16 protein-coding genes are annotated in these 13,634 nt (G+C 63.7%); 5 read left to right on the forward strand and 11 right to left on the reverse strand.

Features of this window, described 5'->3' with window-relative positions; genetic code table 11:
* Positions 1–212 precede the first annotated feature (212 nt).
* Entirely contained in the window at positions 213–818 is a 606-nt protein-coding gene (locus RTQ83_RS00830; RefSeq protein ID WP_312510633.1) for a winged helix-turn-helix domain-containing protein, read from the reverse strand.
* Between the two features lie 554 nt (positions 819–1,372).
* On the opposite strand from RTQ83_RS00830, the gene RTQ83_RS00835 reads away from it, so the two are divergent.
* From RTQ83_RS00835 to RTQ83_RS00845, 3 genes are all read left to right on the forward strand, one after another.
* The gene (locus RTQ83_RS00835; protein ID WP_312510634.1) at positions 1,373–2,401 is read left to right on the forward strand and encodes an OmpA family protein; all 1,029 of its coding nucleotides are present in this window, start codon (positions 1,373–1,375) and stop codon (positions 2,399–2,401) included.
* A gap of 91 nt (positions 2,402–2,492) precedes the next feature.
* Positions 2,493–3,407: a YihY/virulence factor BrkB family protein gene (locus RTQ83_RS00840; RefSeq protein ID WP_312510635.1), complete on the forward strand. Its 915-nt coding sequence runs from the start codon at positions 2,493–2,495 to the stop codon at positions 3,405–3,407.
* Between the two features lie 187 nt (positions 3,408–3,594).
* The gene (locus RTQ83_RS00845) at positions 3,595–4,518 is read left to right on the forward strand and encodes an IS1595 family transposase (protein ID WP_312510870.1); all 924 of its coding nucleotides are present in this window, start codon (positions 3,595–3,597) and stop codon (positions 4,516–4,518) included.
* A 179-nt stretch (positions 4,519–4,697) separates the two neighbouring features.
* On the opposite strand, the gene RTQ83_RS00850 is transcribed toward RTQ83_RS00845, so the two are convergent.
* The 3 genes from RTQ83_RS00850 to RTQ83_RS00860 all read right to left on the reverse strand — a co-directional run bounded on the left by RTQ83_RS00850 (position 4,698) and on the right by RTQ83_RS00860 (position 6,997).
* Positions 4,698–5,984, reverse strand: a complete 1,287-nt coding sequence (locus RTQ83_RS00850) for an AI-2E family transporter (protein ID WP_312510636.1) — start codon at positions 5,982–5,984, stop codon at positions 4,698–4,700.
* Positions 5,985–6,030: 46 nt separating this feature from the next.
* Complete coding sequence (locus RTQ83_RS00855) at positions 6,031–6,345, reverse strand: BON domain-containing protein (RefSeq protein WP_312510637.1); 315 nt, start codon at positions 6,343–6,345, stop codon at positions 6,031–6,033.
* A gap of 85 nt (positions 6,346–6,430) precedes the next feature.
* Positions 6,431–6,997, reverse strand: coding sequence for a hypothetical protein (locus tag RTQ83_RS00860; RefSeq protein WP_312510639.1), 567 nt, complete (start codon positions 6,995–6,997; stop codon positions 6,431–6,433).
* Positions 6,998–7,245: 248 nt separating this feature from the next.
* On the opposite strand from RTQ83_RS00860, the gene RTQ83_RS00865 reads away from it, so the two are divergent.
* Both RTQ83_RS00865 and RTQ83_RS00870 read left to right on the forward strand, forming a co-directional pair.
* Positions 7,246–7,704: a glycine zipper 2TM domain-containing protein gene (locus tag RTQ83_RS00865; RefSeq protein ID WP_312510641.1), complete on the forward strand. Its 459-nt coding sequence runs from the start codon at positions 7,246–7,248 to the stop codon at positions 7,702–7,704.
* A 156-nt stretch (positions 7,705–7,860) separates the two neighbouring features.
* Positions 7,861–8,244: a hypothetical protein gene (locus tag RTQ83_RS00870; RefSeq protein WP_312510643.1), complete on the forward strand. Its 384-nt coding sequence runs from the start codon at positions 7,861–7,863 to the stop codon at positions 8,242–8,244.
* A gap of 197 nt (positions 8,245–8,441) precedes the next feature.
* Here the strand turns inward: RTQ83_RS00870 and RTQ83_RS00875 are convergent, their stop codons facing one another.
* The 7 genes from RTQ83_RS00875 to RTQ83_RS00905 form a co-directional block, all read right to left on the reverse strand.
* On the reverse strand, positions 8,442–9,614 hold the full coding sequence (locus RTQ83_RS00875) for a DUF3616 domain-containing protein (protein ID WP_312510644.1): 1,173 nt from the start codon (positions 9,612–9,614) through the stop codon (positions 8,442–8,444).
* A 369-nt stretch (positions 9,615–9,983) separates the two neighbouring features.
* The gene (locus RTQ83_RS00880; protein WP_312510645.1) at positions 9,984–10,367 is read right to left on the reverse strand and encodes a hypothetical protein; all 384 of its coding nucleotides are present in this window, start codon (positions 10,365–10,367) and stop codon (positions 9,984–9,986) included.
* An 82-nt stretch (positions 10,368–10,449) separates the two neighbouring features.
* Positions 10,450–10,815, reverse strand: a complete 366-nt coding sequence (locus tag RTQ83_RS00885) for a phage holin family protein (RefSeq protein ID WP_312510646.1) — start codon at positions 10,813–10,815, stop codon at positions 10,450–10,452.
* 35 nt (positions 10,816–10,850) lie between these two features.
* Entirely contained in the window at positions 10,851–11,198 is a 348-nt protein-coding gene (locus tag RTQ83_RS00890; protein ID WP_312510647.1) for a DUF883 family protein, read from the reverse strand.
* Positions 11,199–11,236: 38 nt separating this feature from the next.
* Entirely contained in the window at positions 11,237–11,770 is a 534-nt protein-coding gene (locus tag RTQ83_RS00895) for a ferritin-like domain-containing protein (RefSeq protein WP_312510648.1), read from the reverse strand.
* A gap of 81 nt (positions 11,771–11,851) precedes the next feature.
* Positions 11,852–12,775 carry an OmpA family protein gene (locus RTQ83_RS00900; RefSeq protein ID WP_312510649.1) on the reverse strand — a complete coding sequence of 308 codons (924 nt, stop codon included), beginning with the start codon at positions 12,773–12,775 and terminating at the stop codon, positions 11,852–11,854.
* A 143-nt stretch (positions 12,776–12,918) separates the two neighbouring features.
* Positions 12,919–13,308, reverse strand: coding sequence for a DUF4398 domain-containing protein (locus tag RTQ83_RS00905; protein ID WP_312510650.1), 390 nt, complete (start codon positions 13,306–13,308; stop codon positions 12,919–12,921).
* Positions 13,309–13,634: the final 326 nt, after the last annotated feature.

Below are 13,634 nucleotides of genomic sequence, written 5' to 3' on the forward strand. Positions count from 1 at the left end.
TATTGACCGGATTTCAACACGCCCGGTCGAAATAGTCGAGCGGCCGGGACGGCCATGCAATGCGCATGAGCGAAAACTATCGGAGAGCAAAAAAACAAAGCCGCGCTCAAGGCGCGGCGTAAATGACGACAGCGATCGTCTGACCAGCCCTGCCACGGGTCTCTACCGCGGCCTGACCGGGGCGCGCTACTAAGGCGCGCTACTGGAAAGCATTACTTGGCGGTCTGGCCCGGGGCCGGTCCGAACAGTGCGGCGACCAGCGGGTCGCGCGCCACCGGGCTGCGGTTCACGCGGATGGCGTAATGGGTGTCATCGGCCAGGATGTGGAAGTGACGACCGCTGCCGGCCATGTTCTGCTCGCGCAGGCCTGGACGTTCCTTGCGTGGGGCGGCGCCTTCGCGCTTCGGCTGGCAGATCGCTGCCAGGAAGGCCTTGACGCGCTCAGGATCAGGCGAGATCTGGTACACGGCCTTGCCCAGGTAAGTGGCGGTGCCCTCGATGTAGCGTGCCAGTTCGATCACGCCGGCTTCGCGCAGGTCGCGGATGTACTTGCGGGCGCCCGACGGCGAGAACTTGAGGAACCAGGCGATCTCGTCGGCCAGCATTTCGTGGTTCGAGAGCTCGTTGATCAGCTTTTGCATGTTTTCGATACGGCGCTGGGTGGCCGAGGTCGAACGCACACGCTCGATCGGTGCCAGTGAGATCGGGGCGCGCTCGGTCGGTTGCGGTGGGACGCGCTCGATCAGTGCCGAATTGCTGGAAGTGTGCACTGCGCCGGTTTCGCCAGATACCGCGTTGTGCTGAGTCGTTGCATGCATATTGGTGAGCTCCAAGATTTAGAGTGAGACTGTGTGGTCCGGGTCGCTGTGTGTCGTATGACACCCTGACAACATCTCGGTTCCGTTTAACTAGGCTCAATCTTGACCGCATCAAACAACGTGGTCTGTGCGCCATCCAACATTCAACAAGATTCCTGCAAGCATTTTTTAAGATGCCTGCAAGCGCCCCGGAAGGGCCGTTATATATGGTGGAAGCGCGGAGATATGCTGCAAGTAAGCATTATCCTACATGGCCGTTGGAATACTCGGCGCACGATACGACAGCCCGCGATTTACAGACGCATGACAATAATTTCCACGATGACAGGAAGATGACGCGTTATGTGAGTTTTGCCACATACGTAACATGACAATCCAGTTACAGTTCGTTTCACTAAGGAAACGTGGATTTTTCAGCACTGTTGTAAAATCACACATGCCGTTTCGTTGGGTGCGCTACCGCACCGAGATTATGGAACTTGCACTGTTATTCTTTATCCAACATCGCTGCTGACGTATGCGTTGTCATCAACTTTAACCTACGGGAGTTACCTGTGAATAATACGAAGAAGATCGCTCTGGCTGCTGCACTGCTGTGCGCATCCGGCGCCACCCTCGCCCAAGAGATCAACCCATCGTGGTACATCCAGCCAAGCGTTAACCACGTGAAGCCGGACGCCGACTTTGGTGTGGACGATCGCGACACGGGCGGCGGCCTGAAGTTCGGTAAAGCCGTGCACCAGAACTGGGATATCCAGGTTGGCGCCAGCCAGACCCGCTTCGAGCAAGGTCGTAACGAGTATCGCCAGACCCTGCTGGGCGTGGATGCTCTGCTGATGCTGAGCCGCGATCGCTTCCGTCCGTTCGTGCTGTTCGGTATCGGCGCAGAACGCGACAAGGTCAACAACCCAATCCGCAACGTCGAGAAAAACTCGCCATACGCTACCGTCGGTATCGGTTTCCAGGCCAGCCTGACCCCGCAATGGTCGCTGCAAGCCGACCTGCGCACCGTGCGCGGCTTCCTGCGTGACGACGAACTGTTCGGCTTCAAGCGCAGCAACAACAAGATGCTGACCGTCGGCCTGAACTACGCGTTCAACCCGCCGCCAGCACCGCCGGCACCGGCACCGATCGTCGAAGCACCAGCTCCGGCACCGGCTCCGGAACCAGTCGCTCCGCCGCCAGCACCGCAGCCACGCTTCCAGAAAGTGACCCTGGAAGCGACCAAGATGTTCGCCTTCGACAAGGCTGAAGTGATCACCCCGGCACCGAAGCTGGACGAAATCGCAGCTGCCCTGCAAGCCGACACCTCGGTGACCAACGTCGAAATCACCGGCTATACCGACCGTCTGGGTTCGGAAAGCTACAACCAGAAGCTGTCGGAGCGTCGCGCTCAGGCCGTACGTGAATACCTGGTCGGCAAGGGCATCGACGGCAACCGTCTGCGCGCTATCGGCAAGGGCGAAGCCAACCCGGTGGTCGAGTGCAACCAGAAGAAGCGTGCTGAGCTGATCGCTTGCCTGGAACCGAACCGTCGCGTGGAAGTCGACCAGATCGTGGTCGAAGTCCCGGTCCAGCAGTAATACCTGACGCGTCGGTGCGGCCGTATTGCTACGGCCGCCGCGCTGCAATCGAGGGGGCTTCGGCCCCCTTTTTCAATGGGAGGATGGGTTAATGGCAGTCAAGAAATGGTTCCCTTACTCACGCCAGATCATCTCGGTGCTGAAGTGCTCGGTGCTCGAATGGATCGAACATCGGGGCTCCAGCAAGGGCGCCGCACTGGCGTTCTATACCCTGTTCTCGATGGCGCCGATCCTGGTGCTGGTCATCGCTGTGGCCGGTTTCTTTTATGGCACTGAAGCCGCCCAGGGGCAATTACTGAACGAATTGCGCGGCCTGGTCGGCGAGCAAGGCGCCCAGACCATCCAGACGATCCTGGCCGGCGCCCAGAACAAGGAATCGGGCTTCTTCGCCACCGTGATCGCGACCGTGCTGCTGATCGTCGGTGCCACCACCGTGTTCTCGGAACTGAAGGACAGCCTCGACGAAATCTGGAGCATCCCGGCCCCGCCCGACGCCGGTATCTGGGGCATGATCCGTACCCGCCTGCTGTCGTTCGGCCTGATCCTGGGACTGGGTTTCCTGCTGATGGTGTCGCTGGTGGTCAGCGCCGCCCTGGGAGTGGTGGAGAAATTTATTGGTGGGATGTGGCAGGAAGCCGCGTTCATCATGGGCTGGGTGGCCTGGGCATTTAGCTTCCTGGTCATCGCCACGCTGTTCGGCGTGATCTACAAGCTGCTGCCGCGCGTGCGCCTGTCGTGGCATGACGTTACCATCGGCGCGCTCGGCACGGCGGCGATGTTCACGCTGGGCAAATTCGGGATCGGCCTGTATATCGGCAACAGCGGCGCGACCGACAGCTTCGGCGCCGCCGGTTCGCTGATCGCCCTGCTGCTGTGGGTATATTACTCGGCCCAGATCTTCTTCCTGGGTGCGGAGTTCGCACGCCAGTATGCGCTGAAGATGGGTAGCCTGCGCCACAAACCGAAGGAAATCACCGGCGTCGAGCCGCGCGCCAGCAACGCTTGATGCACTGGAGGTGTCTGCAATGACACCGGACCGGGCCGGGGCTTGACGCCCTGCCCGGTTTTTTTTGGCGCTGTCACCGTTTTCTGTTGAATCTTGCGAACTGCTGAGTGAGTCGATGGTCTGACCCATATCGACGCGACAGTGGGGAGCGATGAAAGCGCAGGCCTTCGAACGGTGGCTGGGATAGCTGGTGCAACTGAGCCGGGAGCAGCGCAGACGATTGCTGGCCATCTTGAGTCCGGCCGTCGAGCTGGACCGGGTCTGCGCGGTGATCGATGGTGCCAGGAAGCCGCACTGTTGCGTGCATTGCCGCGCGCCGGACCTCTATCGACACGGCCGCGACCACGGTCTGCAGCGCTACCGCTGCCGTAGCTGCGGCAAGACTTTTACGGCCTTGAGCGGCACGCCCCTGGCCCGGCTTCGTCATCGTGCCAAATTGCTCGATTACCTGGGCAAGATGCTCGATTCGACCCCGGTGCGGCGCGCCGCCGATGCCATCGGCGTGCATCGCAACACCAGCTTTCGCTGGCGCCACCGCTTTCTTTACCTCAGCAAGCACGACCGCCCGGCCAGCCTGAACGGCATCGCCGAGGCGGATGAGCTGTTCCTGCTCGAATCGCAAAAAGGTTCGCGCTGCCTGGATCGTCCTGCGCGCAAGCGCGGCGGCGTCGCCGGCAAGCGCGGCATTACGAAAGAGCACGACTGCGTCCTCGTGGCGCGCGACCGCGAGGGTCGCACATTCGATTTCGTCCCGGGGCGCGGGGCCGTCACCAAGGCGCAGTTGCACCAGCATCTGCTGCCCGTACTCGACCAGGACGTGCTGCTGGTCACGGATGCCCATGCGGCGTACCGGATCTTCGCGAAGGAAGCCTGCATCACGCACGAATCGGTCAACCTGCGCCAAGGCAAGCGGATGCATGGCGCCGTGCATGTGCAGAACGTGAATGGCTACCACCGGCGCTTCCGGCAATGGCTGGCCCGCTTCAATGGCGTCGCGTCGCACTATCTTCCGAACTACCTTGGATGGCGCTGGGCGCTCGATGGAGAGCGCATCGGCAAACTCGATGTCTTGCTCAGAGCGGCTGTTGGAGTTTTCAACGCAAAACGGTGACAGCGCCTTTTTTTTACGCCGTGACGACTGGAATTGGCGATGCGCGTTGTTCAGTGGTGAAAGGTTGCAAGGCTAGCCTCGGCGGCCACGCTTTTTCACATGCGAACGAACTCACCTTTGATCGGATGCGAGCGCGTCGACTGGAACAGCGCTGCGAAGGCACTACTGCCGCAGGAAGATCATTCGCCCAGCAACTCGGCGATAACTTCCATGCCCTCGACGCGTTCGGCCACCACTTTCAGCACCATCACCACCGGCACACCCAGCAGCAAGCCCCACACGCCCCACAGCCAGCCCCAGAACAGCAGGCTGACAAACACAGCGGCCGGATTCATGCGCGCGATCTTGCCGGTCATCCAGGTGGCGACCACCATGCCGACCAGGGTCGCGATCGCCAGCGAGGCACCGGCCACCAGCATCACCATGCTCATCGATTCGAATTGCAGGAAGGCGACGGTGCCGGTGGCGGCGGTGATCACCAGCGGGCCGAAATACGGCATCAGGTGCGCCACGCCGGAGAACGCGGCCCAGGCGCCGGCATTTTCCAGGCCGATGGCGCGCAGCGCGCCCCACATCAGCAGCGCCAGCAGGATATTGGTCACCAGCAGCATGAACATATAGCTCTGGATCGAGGTGTTGATGTCGTCCAGGATGTGGACCGTGATTTTCTTGCGCGACAGCGAAGGTCCGGTCAGCTTGACCAGCTTGCGCTTGAAGGTGTCCCCGGCAAGGAGCAGGAAGAACACCAGGAACACCACCATCGTACTTTGCGACAGGAAGGTGGCCAGACCCATCGAGCCGGCCAGCACCCAGTCCATGACCCGGATCGGCGAGCTCGATTCGGCCGCCGGCAGGTTCTGGCGCCGCGGCACGGCCTTGCGTACGTCGCTGCCGACATTGCTGGCGGCGCGCTCGATCTCGGCGGCGGCGGCCTGCATCTGCTGCAGGGTCGAGCGCTGGCCGCTGGTGTTGGTGAGGATGCGCGTGATCTTGTGGGTCAGCGTCGGCAGTTCGTCGATGATGTTGAAGAATTCGCCCTGCAGCCGGTACAGGGTGCCGGCCATGGCGCCGACGATGATGGCCGTGACCAGGGTGGCGCCGATGATACGGCGTACGTGCCAGCGTTCGAGCCAGCGCACGACGGGATTAAGGGTATAGGCGATCAGGATGCCGAGCAGCAGCGGTACGAAGAATTTTTGCGCCCATTGGAGCGCGAATACGAAAGCGATGGTGGCAAGGATGCCGAGAGAAAGGCCGCGCGCGTTGACGTGCAGCGGTACGCGCAGGCCGCCCATGTGCAGGGCGAGTTCGTCGCCTCCCGCGCGCGCCTCGGCATGCACGTCCAGGCCGGACGCGGCAGAAGCCGAAGACGAAGTGCGCGGGTCGGCGCCGTGGGATGGCGCTTCCGGGGCGGTCGGGTCAGGCAAATTGGCCGGCGATGCCGGATCGGATTGAGCTAGCTGCATGGATGTTGCCTGAACAAGTAACCGGGCCGCCCCGGCGATCCGTCTATTATTTCACACGGATGTCGTTTTTGACCGAGGTCACGCCTTTCACGCCACGAGCGATCTCAACGGCGCGCTGTGCGTCGCGTGGATCAGCCACGAAGCCCGACAGTTGGACGTCGCCCTTGAAGGTTTCGACGTTGACTTCACGTGCTTTCACGTTCGGGTCGTTGATCAGGGCAGCCTTGACCTTGGTGGTGATCACGGAGTCGTCGATGTATTCGCCGGTGCTCGACTGGCTGTTGGTCGACGAGCAACCGACAGCGGTGATGGCGATGGTGGCGACGAATGCGGCGGAGATGAGGTTTTTAGCGATTTTCATAATGGCTCCTGTTAGTGGTCATGGTGAAGCAAATTACCCTTGCGGGCGGGTTGCGCGGTGCCGGCAAGCCGGCCCGCAGGTTTCGTCATTTGCCGTAGGCCGTCCTGGCCGTGCTCACGCACTGGTCCTTGACGGCGCCGGCGAAGGCGTCGCATTTCTGCAATGCGACGCGGTATTCGGCAGTCAGTTTCTCTTCTCTGGCGTCGAGGCGCGCCTCGATCGCCTTGCGGTCGGCGCGGGCGTCGGCCTGGGCCGCGACCAGGGTCGCCTTGGCCTGCTGCAGGCAGACCTCGCGGTCGTTGCCGCCCAGCGCCGAACAGCGCGTCTTGTCGCGCTCGTGATACGCGGCGGCGATGCGGATGCGCGCCCTGGTGTACGCGGACAGCGTGTTCTTGTAAGCGGCGCCCGCTTCTTCTTCGCTGCGCACCCGCACTGCGTGCGCTTCGGCTTCGCAGATATCGTGCGGGGTGCCGGCCAGCGCGTCGCAACGCGCGCTGGCGGCCTCGTACACCGCTTTGGCGCGCTCGATTGCCTGGTCATGGGCCTCGCTGGCACCGGGCGCCACCTGCTGCGCGCCGGCCTGGCCCAGCCAGCCCATGGCGAGCGCAACGATCAGCGCCTTGCCCGACAATCCCTTGCACACTAGCCTCATGCGTCCTCTCCGTATCCGGTCATTCGATCTCGCGTTTTCCTTCTGCGATGGATGTCATCTTTACATGACACACGAACGAACTCTGTTCGATGCCGAACACAAGTAACGTAGTCAGCAATAACCGTCGCACGTCATGCTCCTCACACCCAGCAATGAGCCTTACGCCAGGAAAGGTGGGTGCGGCAACGCACAGACCCTCCTCCAGTGCACTCATAAGCTGGTTCCATACCTCTTATCAGGAGAACAACATGAAAGCTTCCCGTACCTTCATGGCCGCCATCCTGGCCACCAGCGCGATCCTCACCGGTTGCGCCAGCAACAGCAGCCAGCCGTATGGCGGCGGCTACAGCAGCAACTCCAGCTCGGTTTCGCAAGGTTATGGCGTGATCGAATCGATCCAGGTCGCGCAGGCCGACAACCGCACCAGCGGCGCCGGCGCCATCCTGGGTGGCCTGGTCGGCGCCGTGGCCGGCAGCCAGATCGGTAGCGGCGGCGGCCGCACCGCAGCCACCGTGGCCGGCGGTGTCGCCGGTGCCGCCGTGGGCAACCGAGTGGAATCTAACCGCAACGCCGGCGGCCAGGAGATGTACCAGATCAACGTGCGCATGGATAACGGCGAATACCGAGCCGTGACCCAGGACAGCGCCTACGACCTGCGCGTCGGCAATCGCGTGCGCATCGTCGACGGCCGCGTCTACCGCTACTGATCGAAAGCGACCGCCCGCTCGGCTGCAGCCGCGCGCTGCCGGCCGATCGTGACGGTTCGCATGTCTTGAGGCGGACGGCGCCAGGGACCATCCCGCTGCGCCCGTCCGCGTTCCCGCGCCGGCGTCCTGCCGGCGTCACTGAGGATGGAGGCAACCATGGACTATTCCACCCGTTCCACTCGTTTCTTTGATTCGCATCCGGCCGTGCGCGCTTGCGCGGCGGCGCTGCTGGCATTCGCGGCGGCATCGACATCGGCATCGGCATCGGCATCGGCGCAGGATGCCCAGTCCGGCGACCGCGTGGTCGATCCGACCGCCGCGCGCCAGCAGGCACAGGAAATCGCGAAAGGCGATCCGCCGCGCTGGTACCGCAACGACACCGAGCAACAGACCCTGCGCAAGGAAATCGGCGCCGCCCTGCAGGAAGCGCAGAACGCCTGCCGCCAGCAACCGGCGAGCGAGCGCAAGACCTGCATGCAGGAAGCCCGCGCCACCTGGCAGCGCGATATGGCGCAGCTGCGCACGCCGGGCCAGCAGTAAGCAGCGCTCGCCGGAGCACGCGACCGGATTGGACGCGTGATGAACCCGACGCTCGACCGGCCGGCGCGTGATGACACTGGCGTAACGCTATGCGGATGACTGGCGATCGTGCTCGCCAGTCATCCGCGCACCGCTCCTCGCCACGGCATCCGTTTCAGGGCGTTTCCCGGCCTGCCATCGCCAGCACTAGCTCCTCTCTACTTCCCCTCCTTCTTGCGCCGCGACGGCGGCAACGGATACACGTCGGCCACCAGCGTGCTTTCGCCGATCTGGCGGCTGGGCGAGGCCGCATCGTGCACCACCAGCAAACCTTGCGCGTCGCCATCGTCATGCGTGTACAGCGACATGCCTTCCGGATGGTCGACGCCGTGGCCGAACGGCAGATCGAGCACGCGCTCGAGCACCGCGGTCGGCACCAGCGTGTCGCGCTCCTGCGGCGCCCCGGCAGCACCCGGCCAGCGCCACACCGTCACCGGACCGTCCAGGTCCATCGTCGGCCCCGACAGGATCAACAGGTCGCGTCCATGCACGCACAGGTCGCGGATGCCCAGCCCCTGTAGATCGAGAAAGTGCTTGCGGTACAGTGCTCCTTCGGCGTCAAGCGGTGCCAGCCGCAGCCAGGCCGGATCGTGGTCCGGCTCCAGCGCGACCTCGATGATGGTGGCCCAGCCGCGCAGCACCGGGCCGCGCAGGCCGAGCAGGATACGTTTGCCGGCGATGGCGATACCTTCGATGTCGAAGCCGTTGTCCTTGCCGGGAATCGCCAGGAACGGCCCCAGGTGCTCGTCCGTGCGCAGCAGTGTCGTCAGTTCGTTGTCATGCTCGTCGCCGCGCAGCAGGGCCGCGCTGCGCCGCTTGCCCTTGTGCTTGACTTCCCTGACCAGGGTGTGCCCGCCCTCTTCCTCGACTACCGGAATGCGCGCCAGCAGGTAGCGGTTGCCGTCGGCGCTGACGCTGGCCAGGCGCTTGTGGGCGCGGCGGTTGCCGTCGCCCGGATCGGGCTGCTTGCGGCGCAGGCTGTGCGAGCCGGTCAGCCACAGGTATTTGCCGTCGCAGGCCAGGCCTTCGATGTCGGCTTCGTTGATGCGTTCGCTCGGACCATTGCGCGGCGGCAGCGGCAGCGACAGAAAATCGTGCAGGGCGAATTGGCGGTGATTTCCCGCGAAACTGCTGCGGCCGGTACTGTCTTCCGGCACCAGCGTCAGGCGCTCGATGCTGAGTGACTCGTCGTTGGCCAGCCATAACGTCGAGCCCATGCGCAGCGCCACCGACAGGCCGTCGCGCAGCTCCTTGCCGGGACTGAGTTCGTCATGTTCGGGATGAAATTCGAGCAGGACAATATTGCTCGGGTGCGTATGGAACGATTGCATGCGGCCTCGCGTGTCGACGTTTGCCACAGCTTACTGCATGTGTTCAGGATCCGTTCATGATCTGCGCGCGTCGTGTGGCCGGCGCGTGAAGAATTGCCTCGCCCTGCCAACCGCCCGGTTTTTCATGCGTTGGATGCGCAGTACGCGGCAAGGTGGTCCTGACGATGCACCGCGACAGCCATGGCCAGGACAAAAAAAGACGGCGTCCAATCCCCGATTGAGACGCCGCTCAAGCCCCACCATATTCTGTACAACGATGCGTCCTATCCTTTTCGTGGAAGCCACGACGACGGCAGGCGCATCAAGCCGGCCTTATCAAGCCGGCCTTCGGTGCCGGCACCTGCGATGCCGGCCCTGCCGCAGCCGGATTTATTCCGGCAATTGCTGCGACCGGCGGCGGTTGACGTACCAGCCCAGTGCGCCAAGCACCAGGGCCGCGCCGGCCGCCTGTTTGCCCATGCGCCGCTGGCGCACGAAATTGACCGCTGCCAATGCGTATGGCATCAGCACCGACACATTGGTGCCGGTCGGCTTCAGCAGGGCGTCGGCCCGTGCCCGCAGCGCCCAGGTGGCATGGTCGATCGCCGAGTGCAGCATGACTTCGGGCTTGGCCGCATGCTGGATGTGCGCCTTGGCATGCGCCACGCCTGCGCGGAAGAATTCGCCTTCGCGCAGCAGTTCCTGCTTGCGGGTCGCCGGATCCAGGCTGTGCTTGTGACCGGCCAAACCAGTCGTTCCGTCGTGATTGTGCATGGTTTCCCCTATCGGTGTCGCCGCTTACAGCAGCCGTTTGCTTGCAGCTCTTTCGAAGCAGCCGCTGTTACAGCAGCCGCTGTTACAGCAACATTTCGCGATCGTTCTTGAGTTCCTTCATCGTCGCCGGGAAGGCCAGCTTGTTCTGGCGCAGCAGCGCCATCCCCTTCGCCACCAGCACCGCCGTGGCGAGCGCGAACACCGCGAACATCACCAGCAGGATGGTCCAGCCCATCGAATCCCAGGCCAGCGCCACGATCGTCACGGTGCCGTAGGCGATGGCAAAGCACACCGCCAGCAGCGCCGCCGCGAAGATGGCGAGCAGCTCGATGATGTGATTGCGCACCTCGGTCAGCTCGAGCGCCGCCAGCTCCACACGCGATACCGCCAGGCCGAACAGGCTCTTGAACAGGCTCGAGACCCCGCCCATCAGGCCGGGGTTGTGCACGATTGTTTCGTTCTTGTCCACGGCAGCCCCCGGCATTATTGTTTACGGCTCAGCAGGATGCCGAGCGCGAGGCCGATGCCGGCCGCGATCGCCATCGTGCGCCAAGGGTTGTCCTTGACATAGACATCGGCCGTATGGGCCAGTTCCTTGCCCTTTTCCACGGCCTGGGTCGGCACCAGTTTGGCGTTGCCCAGGGCGCGGTCGAGCAGTTCCATGCCGCGCGCGCGCAGTTCCTCGGCCTTCTCGCCGGTCAGCGAGGCCGCCGCGGTCAGCATCGACTGGGCGTCGCGCACCAGTGCCTTGATGTCGGACTGGGTCGCATAGGTGCTGCCGCTGATCGGATGCAAGGAACTGCCGTGGTTGTTGCGGGAGGTGTCAAGCATGGTCTACTCCTGTGTGGATTTGAATGAAAAACCTGGCATCAAGCCAGCAGGTCGCTCATGTCGTCGGCGTGCTCTTCTTCGACGGCCATGATGTCGACCAGCAGCGCGCGCGTGGTCGGGTCCTTGTCGCCGATCGCCGCGATCATCTGGCGGTAGGACTCGATCGCCACCCGCTCGGCGATCAGGTCGGCGCGCACCATTGCCTGGACGTCGTTCGAGTCGTCGTACTCGGCGTGGCTGCGCGCGGTGAGCGTGGCCGGGTTGAAGTTCGGCGAGCCGTTCAGCTGCACGATGCGCTCGGCGATGCGGTCGGCGTGGTCCTGCTCCTGCTGGGCGTGCTCGAGGAACTCGTCCTTGATGTGGCCGGTGTTCGGGCCGCTCACCGTGTAGTAGTGGCGCTTGTAGCGCAGCACGCACAGCAGCTCGGTAGCGAGCGCGTCGTTGAGCATGGCGATGACCGCTTCGCGGTCGGCCTGGTAGCCCTCGGTGACGGCGCCGTCGTCGAGGTTGGCCGCCGCGCGGCGGATCGCTTCGACGTCGAAGCCATGCGCCAGGTTGTTGGTCTGTTCCATAGCAGTTCCTTGTTTCAGTGAGTCAATGAGTCGGTACTTCGTAAATCGGTACTTCGATAAAGCCGGGCCGATCGAACCGGATCAGCGCATCGCCGCGCGTGGCGGAATCTGCGCGCCCTCGTTGGACAGCACGATCTCTACCCGGCGGTTGAGCTGGCGATTGCTCGCCGTATCGTTGGACGCCACCGGAAACGCTTCGCCGTAGGCGCGCATCGCGATGCGGTCGCGCGCCACGCCCATCGAAGCGAGCGCGGTCGCTACCGCATTGGCGCGGCGCTGCGACAGTTCCTGGTTGTGGGTCGAGCTGCCGGTACTATCCGTAAACCCTTCGACCAGCACCGTACGGTTCGGGTTCTGTGCCATGACGTCGGCCAGCTTGCGCAAGGTCGAGGTTCCGTTCGGTGTCAGGGTGGCCTGGTCGGTTGCGAACAGCACGTCGCCGATCGTCACCACATAGCCGCGCTCGGTTTTCACCGCGTGCAGGTCGACCAGCAGCGCTTCGAGCTGGGCGGCGCGCTCGGCCAGCGCAGCGTTCTGCTGCTGGGCGGCATCGGCTTGCGCCTGGGCCGAAGCGGCCTGCGCCTGAGCCTGCTGGGCTTGCGCCGTTGCCGCTTCGGCTTCGCGCTTGGCGCGCTCGGCTTCAGCGGTGCGCGCTTCCAGGCGAACCTGGTCGCGCTGGCGGGTGGCGTCAGCGATGTTCGCTTCCGCGGCCTTGCCCTTGGCTACTTCTTGCGCGGTGGCGATGCGCTGCTTGGCGACATACGCCAGGCGGTCGATGTCTTCCAGGCTTTCGCGGCGCGCCGCGGCCTGGTTGGCCTGGTCCAGCGCCTCGCTGGCCTGCTTGAATTCGAGCGGCGCGTAGGTCGACACTTGCGGGTTGTTGTTGGCGGAGACGAAGTCGGCGCGCGCCGCGTCCAGGGTCGGCGTGGTCACCGGCGCGCTGGCGCAGGCGGCGGCCAGCACGGCGGCGGCCAGGATCGAGACGGCGGATTTGCGGTTTTTCATGTTCTTGTTCCTCTTCTTTTTTAAGCGCCCGAATGGCGCGGACTCATCACGCGACCCGACGGCGCGACCTTTGCAGCTGGCGCCGCGCCGGCGCAATGCCGATGCGGACGACCTCGAATCGTTGATACCGGCGCGACTGCGCCTTACTGGTTGTTGGCGCGGTCGACTTCCTCGCGCAGCACGCGCAGGTCTTCATTGAGCTGGGTCGAGGCGGTGGTCGCCTTGGCCGACACGGCTTTGCTTTGCGCCAGCTTGGCGTCGGCCTGCGCCTGGATCGCCAGTTCGCGCGCCAGCTTGTAGTCGCGCGCGGCCAGCGCCTGGTTGGCGCGCACCATCTTCTCGCGTGCGGCCGTGATTTCGGCCGGGGCCAGTTCGGCGGCGCCGGCGGACACGGCGTTTTCGACCGCATTGCGCGACACAGCCACGTCGGCGGTTGCCGGCGCCTGGTCCGGGCTGGCGCAAGCGGCCAGGCTTGCCAGCAGGGCGACGCAGCTGAGGCGTGCCAGTTGGGTCATCGATTGTTGTTTGCGCATCGCTTTTCTCCTGTTGAACGACGTAGATATGACAACGGTGGGTCTAGTGAACGTTATAGACCCGTAATTGAGCGTGATCAGTACGCTGACGCACATTGTCTCTTAGACCATATTGCCTTGCACGCCACAGGGTGAAACGGCGCACATTCGCTTCGCCGATCGAGCCAGCTGAATACCGCCTGTCGTCGTCGGCACGGCGCCGATGGAGGCCAAACGACGCCGCCGTGCACGACAGTGGAAACATGTCGTAACAACCTGGCACGCTCATTGTGTGTTGCCGAACAGAGCAGAACCCGGCACACGCTTAATCTGTCGCCAAGACATTG

This window comes from Massilia sp. (genome assembly GCF_031995545.1).
Lineage (GTDB): Bacteria > Pseudomonadota > Gammaproteobacteria > Burkholderiales > Burkholderiaceae_D > Telluria.